A 13,565-nucleotide genomic window follows, 5' to 3' on the forward strand; every position below is an offset into this window, starting at 1 on the left:
TCAACGCCGGTTAGCGTGTCGTCTCTTTGTCACTGAAAATGGCGAGTTCATCCCAAATAGCATCAACGCGGGCGCGGACTTCTTCATCCATTTTAATTGGACGCCCCCATTCACGCGGAGTCTCTGCTGGCCATTTATTGGTGGCATCCAGCCCCATTTTCGATCCCAAACCGGAAACCGGTGAGGCGAAATCCAAATAATCTATTGGTGTATTTTCAATTAATACCGTATCGCGGGAAGGGTCCATTCGGGTCGTAATGGCCCAAATAACATCATTCCAATCACGTGCATTAATATCATCATCACAAACAATAACAAATTTTGTATACATAAACTGGCGCAAAAACGACCAAACACCCATCATCACGCGTTTAGCATGGCCTGCATACTGTTTCTTGATTGTCACCACGGCCAGACGGTATGAACACCCTTCTGGTGGCAGATAGAAATCGACAATTTCTGGGAACTGCTTTTGCAAAATAGGGACAAATACTTCATTCAGCGCAACCCCCATCACCGCGGGCTCATCCGGTGGGCGACCAGTATAAGTTGAATGATAAATCGCGTCTTGGCGCTGAGTGATATGTGTGACAGTGAAGACAGGGAAACTATCAATTTCGTTGTAATAGCCGGTATGGTCACCATAAGGGCCTTCCGAGGCCATCTCACCCTGCTCAATATACCCTTCCAACACAATTTCCGCACTGGCAGGCACTTCAAGGTCATTGGAAAGGCACTTCACGACTTCCGTTTTATACCCACGCAACAAACCGGCAAAGGCATATTCAGACAACGTATCGGGCACAGGGGTTACCGCAGCCAAAATAGTTGCAGGATCAGCGCCAAGAGCCACCGCCACCGGGAAACGCTCGCCAGGATGCGCCTCGCACCACTCTTGGTAGTCCAGAGCCCCACCACGATGGGATAACCAACGCATAATTAACTTGTTCTTGCCCAGCACTTGTTGGCGATAGATACCCAAATTCTGACGCTCTTTATGTGGCCCACGAGTTACCGTCAGCCCCCAAGAAACCAAGGGTGCGGCATCTTCTGGCCAACAGTGCATGACCGGAATTCGACTCAGATCGACATCATCTCCCTCCCAGACCTGCTCCTGACACGGGGCAGAGCTTAAGCGCTTGGTTGGCATATTCAACACTTGCTTAAACTTTGGCAGTTTATCGAATAAATCACGAAACCCTTTCGGAGGATCGGGTTCTTTTAAGAAAGCCAATAGCTTGCCAACATCGCGTAGTGCGCTGACATCTTCTTGCCCCATTCCCATGGCAACCCGCTTGGCTGTACCAAACAGATTACACAGCACTGGCATAGTGTGGCCCTTAGGATTTTCAAACAGTAATGCAGGACCACCGGCACGCAGGGTGCGATCGGCAATTTCTGTCATTTCCAAATAGGGGTCGATAGGCTGGCTAATACGTTTAAGTTCACCCCTCTGTTCCAGCAACGAGAGGAAGTCACGTAGGTCACGGTATTTCATGCTGATCATTTCGGCGGCTATGTGATGCGCCATTATAGGCTGTCTTTATAGCAGTTGCTGTCTTTTTGTTAAAAATGGATAAGGGCTCACTCGAAAAAGTATCATGCCACCCTCTATCATTAACAATAATTAATAGAAAGATCATGCTATCGATAGAAATAGGCTAACTCTTTGTATAAAAACCATATGCTCTACATAGCACATTTATCCTCACTGTTTATATATCACCACTTTTGCTATGCTGCCAAATAGTACCTAAAGGCATGTGAAATTATGAAATATTGGCATTTATTATATTGCAAACGTGGCCAGCTTTTACGCGCAAAAGAGCATCTTGAGCGACAAGAAGTGAACTGCTGGACACCGGTAGTGACTATCGAAAAGATAGTCCGCGGAAAGCGAGCGGAAACGACAGAAGCGTTATTTCCCAATTATCTGTTTGTCGAGTTTGATCCGGAACATATTCATACCACCACGATAAGCGCCACCCGTGGTGTCAGCCATTTTGTGCGATTTGGTGCCCAACCCGCTATCATTCCTGCACTGGTTATCGCTGAAATGCAATCTCATACTGCGGACAAAATCGTTGCCCCGGAGGTGCCCGTACCAGGGGATATCGTGACGATTACAGAGGGGATTTTTTCCGGGTTACAGGCAATTTATACCGAACCCGATGGTGAAGCACGCTCAATGCTGCTACTGAAAATGCTCAACAGCCAAGTGCTGCAAAGTCTGGATAATCGCCAGTTCGAAAAACAATAATGTTTCAGAACAACAGCCAATAGAGGTAGGTACATTTGTACCTACCTAAATAGACATTTCAAAAGGTTAGCGCTGCATTTGATCGTCATGCAACCATTGTGCAACTTGCTTGGCAAAATAGGTTAATACCCCATCAGCACCTGCACGTTTAAAGCATAACAGTGACTCCATAACTGTCGGCTTTTCTTGCAGCCAGCCATTCTGAATGGCTGCCATGTGCATCGCATATTCACCAGAAACCTGATACGCAAAAGTCGGAACCCCAAAGGTATCTTTCACTCGACGCACAACATCCAGATAAGGCATTCCAGGCTTGACCATCACCATGTCGGCACCTTCCTGCAAATCTTGGGCTATCTCTTGCAAAGCCTCATCACTGTTAGCTGGATCCATTTGATAGGTTTTCTTATTCCCCCCCTTCAAATTACTGCTAGAGCCAATAGCATCGCGGAAAGGGCCATAGTAACAAGAGGCATATTTCGCTGAATACGCCATAATTTGCGTATTCACCAACCCTTGTAATTCTAACTGATCACGAATAGCGCCTATGCGGCCATCCATCATATCGCTTGGGGCAACAATCTCTGCTCCCGCTTCTGCATGTGACAACGCCTGACGCACCAGAATCTCTTTAGTGATGTCGTTGATGACATAACCGTCAGCATCAATCACACCATCTTGCCCATGAGTTGTGTATGGGTCGAGGGCAACATCGGTAAGGATTCCTAACTCCGGTACAGCGTCTTTTAAAGCACGCACGGTTCGTTGTACCAAGCCATTTGGATTATAGGCTTCTTCTGCAAGTAATGATTTCGAGCCTGATTCAATCACTGGGAACAGGGAGATAACCGGGACGCCGAGCTTGGCAATGACCTCAGCCTCTTTTACCAACACGTCAATCGTCATACGCGAAACACCGGGCATAGACGAGACCGCTTGCTGCTGGTTGTTGCCTTCCATGACAAACACCGGGTAGATCAGGTCATTGACTGTTAGCTGGTTTTCAGCAACCAGTCGGCGACTGAAATCATGACGGCGCACACGGCGCATACGGCGACCTGGAAAGGTGCCCGGGAATGCATAGCTCATATTGTTCTCCTAACTCAAACCAACCGGAAAATCCGGCGGGCGTTCTCATCAGTTTTCTGCCCCAGCCATTTAGGGTCTTCTTTTCGCCAGACAGCAACCTGCTGGACGATGTGAGGCAGAAAGCAGGGTTCATTGCGGCGGGATGCAGGTTTAGGATGTATATCCCTTGGCAATAAATAAGGGGCGTCTGTTTCTAACAACAATTGCTGAACAGGAATGCGCGGCAGTAGCGCTCTTAGTTCAAGACCCCGACGTTCATCGCAAACCCAGCCTGTAATGCCGATAGATAATCCTAATGCAAGGCAAGCGTCCAATTCATCAGCGGTGCCTGTGAAACAATGCACAACAGCGGCAGGGATTTTATCTAACCAAGGCGAAAGCAAAGCGATAAAACGTTCATGGGCATCACGACAGTGTAAAAATACAGGCAAAGAAAGCTCTGCAGCCAACGCAAGTTGCGCAGTGAATGCAATTTCTTGTTCTGCTGGCGTCGAAAAATTGCGGTTAAAATCCAACCCACATTCACCAATCGCCACCACTGAAGTATGTGCCGCCAATGCCCTGATTTGTTGCTCAACCCTCGTTTGCCAGCAACTCGCATGATGCGGGTGAACACCGGCCGTTGACCAACAATACCCCGGGTAAGCAGTGGCAAGCTCAAGCGCAGACTGGCTCTCTTCAGCATCAGTACCGGTAATCAACATCCCCGTTACTCCTGCGTCTTGTGCACGAGCAACAACTTGGGGACAATCTTTGGCAAATTGCGAGTTGGTTAAATTCACACCAATATCAAACATGAGCGTTCCAAAACAGAAGCCGCCCCTAAGGGCGGCTAAAACATCAAAACTGAAATTTAAGGCACTTTCGGGTTGTTATTGGTTTCTTCATCCTCTTCCTCTATATCTGCACGGCGCTGTTTACCCGTATAAAAACGAGCAAAGAACAAACCAATCTCGAACAACAGATACATCGGAATAGCCAGTAATGTCTGTGACAACACATCAGGCGGCGTGAGGAGCATGCCCACAACAAAAGCACCAACAAACACATAAGGACGCTTTTTCTTGAGTGCTTCAGGGGTTGTCACTCCAGCCCAGCACAGAAGAATTATCGCAATCGGAACCTCAAAAGAAATACCAAAAGCCATAAAAAGCGCCATAACAAAATCAAGGTACTTGGTGATATCCGTTGCGATTAATACACTTTCTGGGGCTGTTTTGGCAAAAAAACCAAAAGCTAGCGGGAAAACAATAAAGTAAGCAAACGCCATACCCAGATAAAATAAGAAGCTGCTAGATATCAGCAGTGGAACCATCAGACGGCGCTCATGTTTGTATAGCGCAGGGGCTATAAATGCCCAAACCTGATAGAGGATCATTGGTGCTGACACAAACACCGAGACCATCATGGTCAATTTAATCGGGGTAAAGAACGGTGATGCAACATCAGTTGCAATCATACTGGAGCCAACGGGCAACTGTTTAATCAGCGGTGCTGAAACTAAGTGATAGATATCATTGGCAAAGAAAACCAATACAAAAAAAACCACTAAAATAGTGATAATACAATTCAATAGCCGCTTACGCAGTTCTATCAAATGAGTAATTAGGGGTTGGGTATCATCAACAGCCATGTTTACCGATCGCCGCCAGGTTGGTGAGTTCGAGGTTGGTCAGCACTGAGTGAGCCCGCGCTATGGGTGTCAATTGTGGCAGTTTTTGCCTTGGCCGCAGGAACATTTGCCACGGGCATCGCCTCCCTTTCAACTGAAGGGATAGGCTCCGCAGATGCCGCAACCTGAACAATAGGTTTTTCTACGTTATCAGGCGTGGTTTCAACGACCAGAGAAGAGCTCGCCTCAGTATGACTTGGTGCTTGAGCTGATGCTTGAGCCTGCGTCGCAGACTCAGCTGGCGTAACGCCATCATGAATCGCTTCTGGCTCTGTTACCAACGGGTTATGGATCGTATGTGGCGCATCCGATCCAATATCTGAACGATAGGAGCGTTTCAACGCTTCTGCTGCCTCTTTGAGTTCATCCATTGAGGCTTTCAGCTCTGGTGTCAGATTCTGCAAACCAGCCTGTTCTGCTTTTTTCAGGCTATCTTGTAGTTCCTGTATTTTAAGCTCTTGTGCCAATTCGTTTTGCACAGTTGCCGCAAGTGAACGTAATGTCCGAATCCAACCGGCAACTGTTCTTACAGCAACCGGCAACCGTTCTGGCCCAAGGACGACCAGACCGATCACAAGTACCAGTAGCAGTTCACTAAACCCGATGTCGAACACAGCTTATCCCTGCTCTTTGTCGTGGCTCTTAGACTCTTCAGCTTTGGCCACCGGCTGCTGTTTTTCAGTAATCGATTTTGCAAAATCAGCATCGTTACTCGTCTTATCTGCATCCGTTGGCGGCGTTTGTGACTCATCACCCATCGCTTTTTTAAAGCCTTTGATGGATGCGCCTAAATCTGACCCTAGCGTCCGTAGTTTGTTAGTTCCAAACAACAGAACGACGATCACGGCAATGATTAATAACTGCCAAATACTTATCCCACCCATTACATTCACCTCTATATTCAAGGGTTATTCCACAGAGGGCCGCATTATACGTCATATAACCTCTATGAATACCTATCTAACTTACTGCATTTTGAACTAGCGCATAGCTTCTTGAACAAATAAATGGCTTCTTGAATAACTTTTACATAACTCACAAGCCACACCACAAGCTATCCACAAAGACTTCTAGCAATAAGCTAACTGGTTCGTCGCCAACCAATAAACCAAGCCAATACTCCGACGACAATGAATCCTATTGAGATTTCTACCTCATCAGCCAAGAATAAAATGGTACCACTGACTAATAGTGTAGCGCCAACCCCGAACAAATACCGTGACTGGCCTTGACGTTGTTGCTGGCCTTGCATCTGAATCGTGAGTTTATCGACACTTTGCTGTAATAGTTTGTGCTGCTGCAAGCTGTCATAAACCAATTCAGGCAACTCTGGAAACTTCTCCGCCCAAAAAGGTGCTTTCTCTTTGAGTGCACGGATAACGGCGGGTAGACCAACTTGATCTCGTAACCAGCTTTCAAGGAATGGTTTAGCTGTCGTCCAGAGATCAAGCTGAGGGTAGAGCTGCCGCCCTAAACCTTCAACATACAATAACGTTTTCTGTAGTAGAACCAGTTGCGGCTGCACTTCCATATTAAATCGGCGTGCCGTGTTAAAAAGATTCAACAACACATGTCCGAATGATATTTCCGCCAATGGCTTTTCAAAAATTGGCTCACAAACGGTACGGATAGCGAACTCGAAATCTTCAACATTGGTATCGCGAGGAACCCAGCCAGAGTCAACATGCAATTCAGCAACACGCCGATAATCGCGGTTAAAGAAAGCAATAAAGTTTTCAGCAAGATAACGTTTATCAGCTTTGTTCAGTGAGCCCACAATGCCACAGTCAATACCGATATAAAGTGGGTCATGAGGATGTTCATAGCTGACAAAAATATTCCCAGGATGCATATCTGCATGGAAAAAGCTGTCGCGGAAAACCTGAGTGAAGAAAACCTGAACCCCACGTTCAGCCAGCAATTTCATGTTCGTACCTTGCTCTTCCAAAGCAGCAATATCAGATACAGGTATGCCGTAAATACGCTCCATCACCAACACGCTTTCCCGGCAATAATCGGAATAAACCTCTGGAATATAGAGCATTGGACTGTTTTCAAAATTGCGACGCAGTTGAATAGCATTAGCAGCTTCGCGCAGCAAGTTTAGCTCATCAAGTAGCGTTTTTTCATATTCACGTACAACTTCGCGTGGGCGTAATCTACGACCATCAGGTAACAGTTTGGGTACCCAACCTGCAAGGCGGTACATTAAACGAACGTCTGCTTTAATAATCGGTAAGATATCAGGGCGGATAACTTTAAGTACGACTTCCTGACCGTTCTCTTTTAAGCGTGCCGTGTGTACCTGAGCAATAGAAGCAGAGGCCAACGCTTCCTGTTCAAAGTCATCGAACCATGTTTCTAGTGGCCCCCCCATCGCAATTTCAATGTGCTTGCGTGCCAGCGCACCATCAAATGGAGCAACTCTGTCTTGTAACAACGCAAGTTGGTCGGCAATGTTGGGTGGGAAAAGGTCGCGACGTGTGGACATCATCTGGCCAAACTTGATCCAGACAGGGCCTAACTCCTGCAAGGCGAGACGTAAACGCTCACCCAGAGGTTTGTCTTTGTGGCGATTAGGTAACCAGAAAAATAGGTGGCGGCCAATACGTAGTGGCAGCGTTAAACGTATATTCGGGATTAATTCATCCAACCCATAACTCAAGAAGACCCGAATAATTAGATACAGGCGCCGAAGTTCTCCTGGCGTCATTGTTTTGTCTCCATGATTGCCAATCTGGCACTCAACGCTTCGGTGGCACGGACGGTGGCATCAACTTCTTCGTTAAACCACACAATCTCCAGCGGAGCCGGAGCCATTCTCCATTCTTCAGTTATTGCTTCAGCCACATAATGTTGCTGCTGCCGTAACTGTTTACTGAGAAAACGGCTGCTTTTATGTACCATTTGCCCAATAGATTCCGCAGCGATATCACCAATATAGGGAGCCAACCATTCAGCAGGTTCCCATTCAGCAAGTTCTAATAGTGCAACAAGCTGTTGAACTACTCGGATATCGCCTTCGACAATCAGCTCACCACTGCGCATCAAAGGTGAAAGTTGCTGGCGGTCTCGTAATTTTGCCAACACAGCAACTTCGGTCTTCACTATGCAATCAGCATCACCATCCCATTGACTTAAAACATCTATCTGCCGTTCACTAAAGACTAGCAATAAGGGAAAGCTCATCTCACGTAACTCGATACGCAACACTTTTCCCACTAGACGTAAACGAGCAGCTTTCATGCTTTTATCGCGAAATAACACACTGTTTAGTGAGGTTTCTATAGCAGCAGTGATAAGTGGCGACAGCAAAACTGGTTTCAGTGACAAGGGTTTAAATATCAGTGATTTTAGTGGCATAGCCATATTCCTGTTAAAACTTGAAACCCCGATGTAACGCAACAATGCCACCGGTTAAATTGGAATAGGTTACATTTTCAAACCCGGCATCCATCATCATGCCTTTCAGTGTTTCTTGGTCAGGGTGCATCCGAATAGACTCCGCCAAATAGCGGTAACTTTCAGAGTCCTGCGCCACAAGTTCACCAATCTTTGGCAAAATATGGAAAGAGTAAGCGTCATAGGCTTTGCTCAAAGGTTCCAGCAGAGGTTTAGAGAATTCAAGAACTAACAAACGGCCACCTGGTTTTAATACCCGAAACATGGAGCGCAGCGCCTTTTCTTTTTCGGTGACATTTCTCAATCCGAATGAAATGGTGATGCAATCGAAGTAATTATCTGGGAAAGGTAAAGCCTCTGCGTTGGCCTGCACATAACTGACATTACCGACGACGCCTTTGTCACGTAGCTTTTCACGGCCCATTCGCAGCATAGACTCATTGATATCAGCCAGAACCACTTCACCCTGCTCACCAACCAAGCGAGAGAACTTAGCAGTCAAATCTCCAGTACCACCAGCAAGATCCAATACTCGTTGACCGCGCCGAACACCGCTACAGTCAATAGTGAAACGCTTCCAAATACGGTGAACACCAAACGACATCAGATCATTCATCAAATCGTATTTGGCGGCTACGGAATGAAAAACTTCTGCCACCATGCTTTCTTTTTGTTCTTTGGCTACGGTGCGAAAACCAAAATGAGTGGTTTCCTTCTCCTGATCTACCATTTTCTGTGCCTGCTTTTCAGTCAATCTTTCGAGGAAGTGTACCAGAACTCCGATGAAAGCCCCACCTCACCTGGTATTAAGGTAACTGCTTAATCGCAGTCTTCTCAACATCATACAGAAGAGGAACATGCAACTAACCCTGATACTTCAGCGGTGTAGAATCATTGATTTCTGATTCCACATCATCGGATAGCGCTAAATCACTCTCTGGTTGATCCTCTATACTGGCTTTTTTCGCCAGCGATGGACTAATAGGCCGTTTTACCTCGACCCCCAGAGTACGAAAACCTTCAACTTGCCCTATCAGGTTACCACGGCCTTGCGACAGTTTGTTCATTGCCTGACGATAACTTAGCTGCGCTTTATCGAGGCTTTGCCCTAATGACTCCATATCATCAACAAATAAGCGCAATTTGTCATAGAGTTTGGCTGCTCTCTCGGCAATACGTTGCGCATTTTGGCTTTGATGCTCATATCGCCATAAATTAGTGATTGTGCGTAAAGCCACCAGCAATGTTGTTGGGCTAACGAGCATAATATTGTGTTGCAGAGCTTCACTAATCAACTCTGGCTGGCGGTCTATTGCTACCAGAAACGCAGGCTCCACCGGGATAAACATCAATACATAATCAAGCGAGCGCAAGCCGGGGAGTTGCTGATAATCTTTGCGGCCTAGCATCTTAATATGGGCGCGCAGCGATGATAAATGTTCATTTAGTGCCGCTTCACGCTCAATGTCATCGTCACTATTAAAATAGCGTTCATAAGCTACTAGTGACATTTTAGCGTCAATAACGACATCTTTGCCTTGAGGTAAGCGAACAATAACATCCGGCTGCATGCGACTATTGCTGTCAATTTTTACACTAACTTGGGTTTGATATTCATAGCCTTCGCGCAGACCTGACGCTTCTAGCACTTTAGCCAAGACCACTTCACCCCAGTTTCCCTGAGTTTTATTATCGCCTTTAAGAGCTTTGGTCAGGTTTAATGCTTCACGTGCCATTTGAGCATTGAGCTGTTGCAGGCTACGAATTTCATGGGTCAAAGTATGGCGTTCACGAGCCTCTTGCCCAAAACTGTCCTGTACCTGTCGACGAAAACCATCCAATTGTTCCCGAAGAGGCAATAACAACCGATCCAGACTTTGTTTATTCTGTTCATCCGCACGGCGGCCAGTTTGTTCAAAGATACGATTTGCCAAATTTTCAAATTGGGCCGTTAGCCGCTGTTCGCTATTAAGGAGTAAACGTTGCTTTTCTTCTGCTGTCAGGCGTGTTTCTTCCAAGCGGATCGTAACTTCCCGTAATTCAGCCTCTTGCGCACTATTCACTTCCCGTTGAGCGCGCAGCTCTTGATTCAATTGGTCACATTCATTGCGCAAATGAGCAAGTTGTTGCAATTTTTCAGCATTGCCCGCCAACTGGCTATGTAAGTTGCGCAGTTCCAGCTCACTTTGCCGCAACTGCTGTTCATTACGCTGCAAAGTCGCCTGTAATTCTGCGCTATTTTGCTGTGAATGCTGTAATGTTTGCTCTAACAACCGCTGTTCAATATCTTGCTGTGCTTTGTTACGCTGCTGATACAAGCTGGCAATTAGCCAGCCAATAAGCCCACCAAGCAGACTACCTCCCAGCCCATAAAATAAACTGATGTCCACGGTTATCTCCCCATCAACCTAATGTTAGTCAAGGTAAGGGGATACTGTATGGATGTCCAGAGTGTTTTTCCGTTACATTCCATCTTGCGAAGCCATACGCATAAATAACAAGCAGATCAGAAAGTCACTACTTTGCCACAAAGAAATCGGCTTAAACTGTCAGCCGTAAAGTGTGGGTGACCACTCATATGCTCAGACTGCATTAATCTATCCAGTGAGAAAGCCACTGAATACCGAATGCTCCGGGGGCCAAAATACCAAATGCCCAAATTAAAGCAGAAGTGATGTTAGCCAGCTGGAAATAAAACTTTGGCATGGCGCAAATTCCGGCAACTAAAGGAACAACTGCACGTAATGGGCCGAAGAAACGGCCAATAAAGGCACCAAAGAACCCCCAGCGTTCAAAGAAAGCATGGCCACGAACCAATAACTGAGGGTTGCGGGAAAGTGGCCATAAGGTGCCAACACGATCTTTGTAATGATCGCCAACCCAATAAGAAACCCAGTCGCCAAAGAAAGCCCCTGCGACGGCAGCAATCCAAATTGGCCAGAAAGAAATACCACTTTCACCGATCAATGCACCTAACCCTAGTAAGATAACCGTCGCTGGGAAAAGTAAGGAAAGAAAGGCGAGTGACTCACCAAAAGCGAGGATAAACACGATAGGCATAGCCCACGATTCATGTTCACGAACAAAATCGATAGTGACAGTAATGACATCATTCAGGGTCACAGGGATTTTCCTGTTATCAATAAAGTAGCCATTAGCATACGCAATGTGTTGGCATTTTGACTTAACAAAAAATAAACGGCCGGAAGATTCCGACCGTTTTACCTGTTATTACCATTAATTTGGACGACTAGGCGTTGGCGGTGACCGTTTTATTCCCCGCAATCTCGGCTGATCTACGAATCCATAGTTCACGCCATTTTTTCAGTGCTGAAATCAAGATGATTACACCTAGAGTCATCATGATGATAGAGATGATGCCGTTGAACAGGTTGTAACCTTTCGCTGCTGAATTGAAATACACGTGAGTAATCATCCAGTAGCCAGCATAGTTTACAGTAACAAATAAATAAGCCAGTGGGATAACACAGGTCAGCATGTAAATCCGTTTGGTAGCCAGCCGCAGAATGATAGTCGCACCAATGATTAAGCCAACAGAAGCCATTAACTGGTTTGATACACCGAACAGTGCCCATACTGAGTTAATATCACCAGAATTCAGGAGGTAGCCCCACAAAGCACAAGCGATAACGCTACATGCCAATGTGCCAGGTAACCAATCAGTACGTTTTAGTGGTGCCCAGATATCGCCCAGGAAATCTTGCAGCAAGTAGCGAGCAACACGAGTACCAGAGTCAACTGCTGTCAGGATGAATACGGCTTCAAACATAACCACAAACTGGAAGAAGTAGGCGGCCAAACTACTAAACCATGGCACACGGATGAAAATATCCGTCATACCAACGGCTAAGGTTACAGCACCACCGGTTCGCCCATACAAATCCAGACCAATTTCTTCACTCAATTTTGGCAGATTGACGACATCCATACCGAGCATGCTCCATGCTTCAGCAGATGAGTTAATCGCGAAGTAGTCGGCAGGATGCAGAGAGGTTGCAGCGATCAAGGCCATCACCCCAACCATACATTCGGCCAACATCGCACCAAAACCGACGGGCAAAATATCACTCCATTTATCAATCTGTTTTGGTGTAGTCCCTGAACCGATGAAGGCATGGAAACCAGAAATAGCACCACAAGCAATGGTAATGGAGATAAATGGCCAGACTGGGCCAGCCAGAACCGGGCCTCCGCCATGAATAAACTGTGTGAGTGCCGGGAATTGAATCTCAGGGTTAATAAATACAACCCCGACAATCAGTGCGCCGAATACACCGATTTTCATAAAGCTTGAGAGATAACCGCGAGGCGTTAATAGCATCCAGACCGGCAATGCGGTCGCAAAGAAAGCATACATTGGCAAAATAATGCTGACAGTATCTGCTTTCAGCATTAACCATTCGCCAAGCCAAGTGCCTTCAATATAAGGGCCAACAAACACGCACACCATGATGGCGGCAATACCCACATAAGAAGCTCCTTTCATGCTACCGGTCATGCGTTCCCATAAACCAACGCAAATAGCGATAGGTATTGTCATGAAGACCGCAAACGTCCCCCAAGGGTTACGTTCCAGAGCATGTACCACAACCATTGATAACCCGGCCATAGTAATCGTGATAATGAACAGCATAGCCAGACCAGTACACCAGCCTGCAACCGGTCCAAGTTCTGATTTGGCGACTTCAGACAGTGACTTGCCCTGATGCTTCATTGAAGCAAACAGAACCACGGTGTCGTGAACAGCCCCGCCGATAACACAACCTATCAATAACCACAGGAAACCGGGTAAATAACCATATTGGGCTGCCAACACAGGGCCAACCAAGGGACCCGCCGCAGCGATTGCTGCAAAGTGGCTACCAAAATTCACCCATTTTTTAGTTGGAACGTAATCTTTGCCATCTTCGAAGGTGTGGGAAGGTGTGACTTCACTGTCATCGACGCGCAAGACCTTACGAACAAAGAAGATACCGTATAAACGGTAGCAGATCATAAGGATACACGCGGAGGCGATGACAAAGGTAATCGCATGTTGCATGAGCATTCTCTCCAGGGAATTTGTCAGGCGTTAACATACGCTTGCTCCCAAGAAGAAATATCAGTGAACTGGTTAAGCGG

13 protein-coding genes are annotated in these 13,565 nt (G+C 46.5%); 1 reads left to right on the plus strand and 12 read right to left on the minus strand.

Going from position 1 to position 13,565, the window contains the following annotated elements; genetic code table 11:
- Window positions 1-10 precede the first annotated feature (10 nt).
- Window positions 11-1,507 carry a 4-hydroxy-3-polyprenylbenzoate decarboxylase gene (gene ubiD, locus ACIOG0_RS20420; protein WP_128451672.1) on the minus strand — a complete coding sequence of 499 codons (1,497 nt, stop codon included), beginning with the start codon at window positions 1,505-1,507 and terminating at the stop codon, window positions 11-13.
- A gap of 264 nt (window positions 1,508-1,771) precedes the next feature.
- Between ubiD and rfaH the strand changes: the two genes are divergently transcribed.
- Window positions 1,772-2,260 (plus strand): transcription/translation regulatory transformer protein RfaH, encoded by a 489-nt coding sequence (gene rfaH / locus ACIOG0_RS20425; RefSeq protein ID WP_050101025.1) that lies wholly within the window; start codon window positions 1,772-1,774, stop codon window positions 2,258-2,260.
- 66 nt (window positions 2,261-2,326) lie between these two features.
- Here the strand turns inward: rfaH and hemB are convergent, their stop codons facing one another.
- From hemB to ACIOG0_RS20480, 11 genes are all read right to left on the minus strand, one after another.
- Window positions 2,327-3,349, minus strand: a complete 1,023-nt coding sequence (hemB, locus tag ACIOG0_RS20430) for a porphobilinogen synthase (RefSeq protein WP_128451640.1) — start codon at window positions 3,347-3,349, stop codon at window positions 2,327-2,329.
- Between the two features lie 14 nt (window positions 3,350-3,363).
- The gene (gene tatD, locus ACIOG0_RS20435) at window positions 3,364-4,146 is read right to left on the minus strand and encodes a 3'-5' ssDNA/RNA exonuclease TatD (RefSeq protein WP_128451641.1); all 783 of its coding nucleotides are present in this window, start codon (window positions 4,144-4,146) and stop codon (window positions 3,364-3,366) included.
- Between the two features lie 56 nt (window positions 4,147-4,202).
- Window positions 4,203-4,982, minus strand: coding sequence for a Sec-independent protein translocase subunit TatC (tatC, locus tag ACIOG0_RS20440; protein WP_050101022.1), 780 nt, complete (start codon window positions 4,980-4,982; stop codon window positions 4,203-4,205).
- 2 nt (window positions 4,983-4,984) lie between these two features.
- A complete protein-coding gene (gene tatB / locus ACIOG0_RS20445) occupies window positions 4,985-5,635 on the minus strand; it encodes a Sec-independent protein translocase protein TatB (RefSeq protein ID WP_128451642.1) in 651 nt (216 codons plus the stop codon).
- Between the two features lie 3 nt (window positions 5,636-5,638).
- Entirely contained in the window at window positions 5,639-5,905 is a 267-nt protein-coding gene (gene tatA, locus ACIOG0_RS20450; RefSeq protein WP_050101020.1) for a Sec-independent protein translocase subunit TatA, read from the minus strand.
- 197 nt (window positions 5,906-6,102) lie between these two features.
- On the minus strand, window positions 6,103-7,734 hold the full coding sequence (gene ubiB, locus ACIOG0_RS20455) for a ubiquinone biosynthesis regulatory protein kinase UbiB (RefSeq protein ID WP_050101019.1): 1,632 nt from the start codon (window positions 7,732-7,734) through the stop codon (window positions 6,103-6,105).
- Entirely contained in the window at window positions 7,731-8,384 is a 654-nt protein-coding gene (locus ACIOG0_RS20460) for an SCP2 domain-containing protein (protein ID WP_050101018.1), read from the minus strand. The genes ubiB and ACIOG0_RS20460 overlap by 4 nt, the downstream gene beginning before the upstream one ends.
- A gap of 13 nt (window positions 8,385-8,397) precedes the next feature.
- Window positions 8,398-9,153 (minus strand): bifunctional demethylmenaquinone methyltransferase/2-methoxy-6-polyprenyl-1,4-benzoquinol methylase UbiE, encoded by a 756-nt coding sequence (gene ubiE / locus ACIOG0_RS20465; RefSeq protein WP_050101017.1) that lies wholly within the window; start codon window positions 9,151-9,153, stop codon window positions 8,398-8,400.
- A gap of 133 nt (window positions 9,154-9,286) precedes the next feature.
- Complete coding sequence (rmuC, locus tag ACIOG0_RS20470) at window positions 9,287-10,813, minus strand: DNA recombination protein RmuC (protein ID WP_050101016.1); 1,527 nt, start codon at window positions 10,811-10,813, stop codon at window positions 9,287-9,289.
- A gap of 202 nt (window positions 10,814-11,015) precedes the next feature.
- Entirely contained in the window at window positions 11,016-11,546 is a 531-nt protein-coding gene (locus tag ACIOG0_RS20475; RefSeq protein ID WP_050101015.1) for a DedA family protein, read from the minus strand.
- A gap of 127 nt (window positions 11,547-11,673) precedes the next feature.
- The gene (locus tag ACIOG0_RS20480; RefSeq protein WP_164908388.1) at window positions 11,674-13,485 is read right to left on the minus strand and encodes a carbon starvation protein A; all 1,812 of its coding nucleotides are present in this window, start codon (window positions 13,483-13,485) and stop codon (window positions 11,674-11,676) included.
- Window positions 13,486-13,565 lie beyond the last annotated feature (80 nt).

The sequence above is a fragment of the Yersinia vastinensis genome, assembly GCF_044905075.1.
Classification (GTDB): Bacteria; Pseudomonadota; Gammaproteobacteria; order Enterobacterales; family Enterobacteriaceae; genus Yersinia; species Yersinia vastinensis.

Bases quoted from the DNA above. Each gene is read 5' to 3' on its own strand.
- tatD (WP_128451641.1), bottom strand. From the start codon at position 4,146: ATGTTTGATATTGGTGTGAATTTAACCAACTCGCAATTTGCCAAAGAT.
- tatA (WP_050101020.1), bottom strand. From the start codon at position 5,905: ATGGGTGGGATAAGTATTTGGCAGTTATTAATCATTGCCGTGATCGTC.
- tatC (WP_050101022.1), bottom strand. From the start codon at position 4,982: ATGGCTGTTGATGATACCCAACCCCTAATTACTCATTTGATAGAACTG.
- ubiE (WP_050101017.1), bottom strand. From the start codon at position 9,153: ATGGTAGATCAGGAGAAGGAAACCACTCATTTTGGTTTTCGCACCGTA.
- ACIOG0_RS20460 (WP_050101018.1), bottom strand. From the start codon at position 8,384: ATGCCACTAAAATCACTGATATTTAAACCCTTGTCACTGAAACCAGTT.
- hemB (WP_128451640.1), bottom strand. From the start codon at position 3,349: ATGAGCTATGCATTCCCGGGCACCTTTCCAGGTCGCCGTATGCGCCGT.
- ubiB (WP_050101019.1), bottom strand. From the start codon at position 7,734: ATGACGCCAGGAGAACTTCGGCGCCTGTATCTAATTATTCGGGTCTTC.
- ubiD (WP_128451672.1), bottom strand. From the start codon at position 1,507: ATGATCAGCATGAAATACCGTGACCTACGTGACTTCCTCTCGTTGCTG.
- rfaH (WP_050101025.1), top strand. From the start codon at position 1,772: ATGAAATATTGGCATTTATTATATTGCAAACGTGGCCAGCTTTTACGC.
- ACIOG0_RS20480 (WP_164908388.1), bottom strand. From the start codon at position 13,485: ATGCAACATGCGATTACCTTTGTCATCGCCTCCGCGTGTATCCTTATG.